The 4,066-nt window shown below is 75.6% G+C and carries 3 protein-coding genes and 1 pseudogene; 3 read left to right on the forward strand and 1 reads right to left on the reverse strand.

The window, feature by feature from the left end; genetic code table 11:
• Positions 1-135 precede the first annotated feature (135 nt).
• Complete coding sequence (locus tag AOK09_RS36175; protein ID WP_055591410.1) at positions 136-630, reverse strand: inorganic diphosphatase; 495 nt, start codon at positions 628-630, stop codon at positions 136-138.
• A gap of 139 nt (positions 631-769) precedes the next feature.
• Here AOK09_RS36175 and dacB point away from each other — a divergent pair, with 139 nt between their 5' ends.
• The 3 genes and pseudogenes from dacB to AOK09_RS39820 all read left to right on the forward strand — a co-directional run.
• Positions 770-2,245 carry a D-alanyl-D-alanine carboxypeptidase/D-alanyl-D-alanine endopeptidase gene (gene dacB / locus AOK09_RS36180; protein ID WP_245687645.1) on the forward strand — a complete coding sequence of 492 codons (1,476 nt, stop codon included), beginning with the start codon at positions 770-772 and terminating at the stop codon, positions 2,243-2,245.
• Positions 2,246-2,271: 26 nt separating this feature from the next.
• Entirely contained in the window at positions 2,272-3,447 is a 1,176-nt protein-coding gene (locus AOK09_RS36185; protein ID WP_055591412.1) for a zinc-dependent metalloprotease, read from the forward strand.
• Positions 3,448-3,893: 446 nt separating this feature from the next.
• Positions 3,894-4,066 (forward strand): annotated as a pseudogene (locus tag AOK09_RS39820) (tRNA lysidine(34) synthetase TilS); the annotation flags it as partial.

Here is a 4,066-nt window from a genome sequence, read left to right on the forward strand (position 1 = left end):
GCCCCGGGCCCCGCGCCGCGCCGGCCCCTGCGGCCGCAGCTGCGCCCGTACCGCTGACCGGCGGCGCGGGCCGGACAGCACGAAGGGCCGGGACCGGGGGGTCTCCCCGGGCCTCGGCCCTCGCTTCGTCAGGCCTCAGTGGGCGTGACCGGACTCCTTCAGCCGCTTGATCGAGTTCTCGATCTCGGCCTCGGCGTCCACCCGGCCGACCCAGTGGGCGCCCTCGACCGACTTGCCCGGCTCCAGGTCCTTGTAGACCTCGAAGAAGTGCTGGATCTCCAGGCGGTCGAACTCCGAGACATGGTGGATGTCCCGCAGGTGCTCCCAGCGCGGGTCGGAGGCGGGGACGCACAGCAGCTTGTCGTCGCCGCCGGCCTCGTCCGTCATGTGGAACATGCCGATGGCCCGGCACTTGATCAGGCAGCCCGGGAAGGTCGGCTCCTCCAGGATGACCAGTGCGTCCAGCGGGTCCCCGTCCTCGCCGAGGGTGCCCTCGACGAAGCCGTAGTCGGCCGGGTAGCGGGTCGAGGTGAAGAGCATCCGGTCGAGGCGGAGACGGCCTGTCTCATGGTCCACCTCGTACTTGTTCCGCGAGCCCTTCGGGATCTCGATGGTGACGTCGAACTCCAACGGGTCCTCCAAGATTCGGCACTGTCAGAATCAAGTGTCTCCTACGGTGCGGTGTGCTCGGGAAAGGGGCCGGTGGGTGGAGCGTGCGGGTCGGTGGGCCGATCTGATGAGGGCAGGCGGACGGTCCGCGGGAAGGTCGGTGCTGCGCTGGACCGCGCTCGGCGCCGACCGGCTGGCGGCGGCCTCGCCCGCCCGCACCGCGGCGGTCGCCGGTGCGGCGGGGCTGCTCCTGGCGGCGGGTTCCGTCGTCGCCGCCGGGCCCTGGCAGGGCGGTCAGCGCACCGCGGAGCGGGCCGCGGCCGCCCCCTCCTCCGCGCCGCACACCGCCACTCCCCGGCCGCGCCCGCCGGCCGCGCCGTCGCCGGCCCGGCGGGCCGCCGGACCGGTCCTCCGGGCGGCAGGCCAGGGCGCGCCCCCCACCCGGGCCGGGCTGGCCGCGGTACTGGCGGGCCCGCTGGCCGACCCTTCGCTCGGCACCCTCACGGTGGCGGTGTCCGACGCGGCCACCGGCAGGCTGCTGTACGGATCGGGTGAGACCGTCCCCGCCACACCCGCCTCCACCACCAAACTCGCCACCACCACCGCCGCCCTCACCCTGCTCGGCCCGGACCACCGGATCACCACCCGGGTCGTCCGGGGCGACGGCGCCGGAGAGGTGGTGCTGGTCGGCGGCGGTGACCCGACCCTCACCGCGCTCCCCACGCCCGCGGGCGCCACCGACCCGGACAGCGCCCCCGCCTCGCTGCGGGACCTCGCCGCCCGGACCGCCGCCGCGCTGAAGGCGGCCGGGACCACCTCCATACGCCTCGGTTACGACACCTCCGCCTACGACGGCCCGGTCCGCCACCCGTACCACGACGGGGTCAACATCGCCCCGGTCAGCGCCCTGATGACCGACGAGGGCCGGATCGACCCCCGCTCCACCGGCCCGGCCGCCCGCTGGTCCGACCCCGCCGCCCAGGCCGCGCAGGCCTTCGCCCGGCTGCTGCGCGCCCACGGGGTCACCGTCTCCGCCGTACGGCCCGGGGAGGCCCCCGCGCAGGCCGCCGAACTCGCCCGGGTGCAGTCGCCGACCCTCGCCCGGCTGATCGAGCGGCTGCTCACCGACTCCGACAACGACCTCGCCGAGGCCGTCGCCCGCCAGGCCGCGATCGCCGCGCACAAGCCGGTCTCCTTCGAGGGCGCCGCGGCCGCCGTGCGGGAGACCCTGGCCCGCGCCGGGGTGCCGCTCGGCGGCACCGTGCTGCACGACGGGAGCGGACTGGACCGGGACAACGCCATCCCGCCCGCCGTCCTCACCGAACTGCTCGCGCTGGACGCCTCCTCGGCCCGCCCCGAGCTGCGCCCGGTCCTCACCGGCCTGCCCGTGGCGGGTTTCACCGGCACCCTCCAGGACCGCTACACCAGCGCCACGGGGGCCCATGGCGCGGCGGGCCTGGTCCGGGCCAAGACCGGCACCCTCAACGGCGTCAACACCCTTGCCGGGCTGGTCGTCGACCACGACGGACGGCTGCTCGCCTTCGCCCTGATGGCCCGGGGCGGCGCCGACGCGGGCACGGTCCGGGCCGCCCTGGACCGGATCGCCGTGCGCGTCGCGGCATGCGGCTGCCGGTAACGCCCGGCAGCACGTACGGTGAAGGCATGACGAGCGCGAGCGCTGACATGGTCGACTGGAACCTCGCGGTCGCGACGGCGACCCGGCTGGTGCGGCCCGGACCGGAGATCACCCGCGAGGAGGCACGCGAGGTGGTGGCCGAACTGCGGCGCCATGCCCGCGACTCCGAGCACCACGTCAGGTCCTTCACCGGCCTGTCCACCCCCGGCGCAGGCACCCCGGTGCTGATCGTGGACCGGCCGGGCTGGATCAGGGCCAATGTGGCGGGCTTCCGCACCGTCATCCGACCGCTGGTCGACAAGCTGCAGGCGCGCCGGGAGGGCGTGCCGGGCGCCGCGGTGCTGGGTGCGGTCGGCGAGAAGGTCACCGGGGTGGAGGTGGGCGCGCTGCTGGCCTTCCTCTCCTCCAAGGTGCTGGGCCAGTACGAGACCTTCGCGCCCGCGCAGGCGCCCGACAGCCCGGCGGCGCTCTTCGAGGAGGGCCCGGCGAAGGCGCCCGGAGGGGCCGCGGCCGGCCGGCTGCTGCTGGTGGCACCCAACATCGTCCATGTGGAGCGGGAGCTCGACGTGGACCCGCACGACTTCCGGCTCTGGGTCTGCCTGCACGAGGAGACCCATCGCACCCAGTTCGCCGCGGTGCCCTGGCTGCGCGACCACGTGGAGTCGGAGATCCAGGCCTTCCTGGCCGAGACCGACGTGGACCCCGCGACCCTGCTGGAGCGGCTGGCGGAGGCCGCCCGCGGCCTGGCCGGCGGCCTCCCCATCCCCGGTCTGGGCGGCGGGGAGCACGCCCCGGAGGAGTCGCACCACGACGGTCCCGGCGGCCTGCTGGACGCCGTGCAGAGCCCCGCCCAGCGGGAGATCCTGTCCCGGATCACCGCGGTGATGTCGCTGCTGGAGGGGCACGCCGACTTCGTGATGGACGGGGTCGGCCCGGAGGTCGTCCCCTCGGTGGAGGAGATCCGGGAGAAGTTCCAGCAGCGCCGGGCCAAGGGCGCGGGGCGGCTGGACCTCGTGCTGCGGCGGCTGCTCGGCCTGGACGCCAAGCTGCGGCAGTACCAGGACGGGGCGGCCTTCGTCCGGCAGGTGGTGGACCGCGTCGGCATGGAGGGCTTCAACCGCGTCTGGACCTCGCCCAACACCCTCCCCACCCGTGACGAGATCCACGACCCCGCCGCCTGGGTGACCCGCACCCACGGCTGACCCCTGGGAGAACCCCGGCCGGACCCCTGGCAGAACCTTCGGCGATCCCCGGCGACCGGCTCCCGGTCCCGGGGATCGCGCCGTGCGGGCGCCCGGCGGCGTGTGCCGCCCGTGCGCCCGGACGGTGAGGGGCGCGCCGGGGCACCGGTCCGCCCGCGGCCGGTGCGGAGCCGTGAGCGGATGTGATCGCCGCAGCCCGGTCGGGTGAACGGTTCTGCCCGATGGACCGTTTCTCCATTCACCCGTCCGTGGGACCGTTGTCGTACCGGTGGCGCGGGCACCCCGGCAGACGCTGCACTTCTGCGACCATCTGTGCCAGGCGGGGCATTCCCGGCACACCGCGTCGTCTACCCGCCGGAGCGCCATGACCTGGCCCGCCGACCGCCCGAGGAAGGGCTCGCCCCGTCCCCCGTGCGGCCGTCCCGTCCCCGAAGGAGGAGCCCGCCGTGGGTCCGCATCCCGCCGTCGCAGCGATACGCCTGGCAGTCCGCCGCACCCTCGCCGACCTCGCCGCCCACGCGGCACCCGGCGGCGCCTTCGAAGCCCCCAAGCTCGGGCTGCGGGCCGGCGCCGTCACCGTCGACCACTCCCTCCAGGCAGGCTCGGCCGACCGCGCCCG

It is taken from the genome of Peterkaempfera griseoplana (assembly GCF_001418575.1).
In the GTDB taxonomy this organism is placed as follows: Bacteria; Actinomycetota; Actinomycetes; order Streptomycetales; family Streptomycetaceae; genus Peterkaempfera; species Peterkaempfera griseoplana.

Bases quoted from the DNA above. Each gene is read 5' to 3' on its own strand.
- AOK09_RS36185 (WP_055591412.1), top strand. From the start codon at position 2,272: ATGACGAGCGCGAGCGCTGACATGGTCGACTGGAACCTCGCGGTCGCG.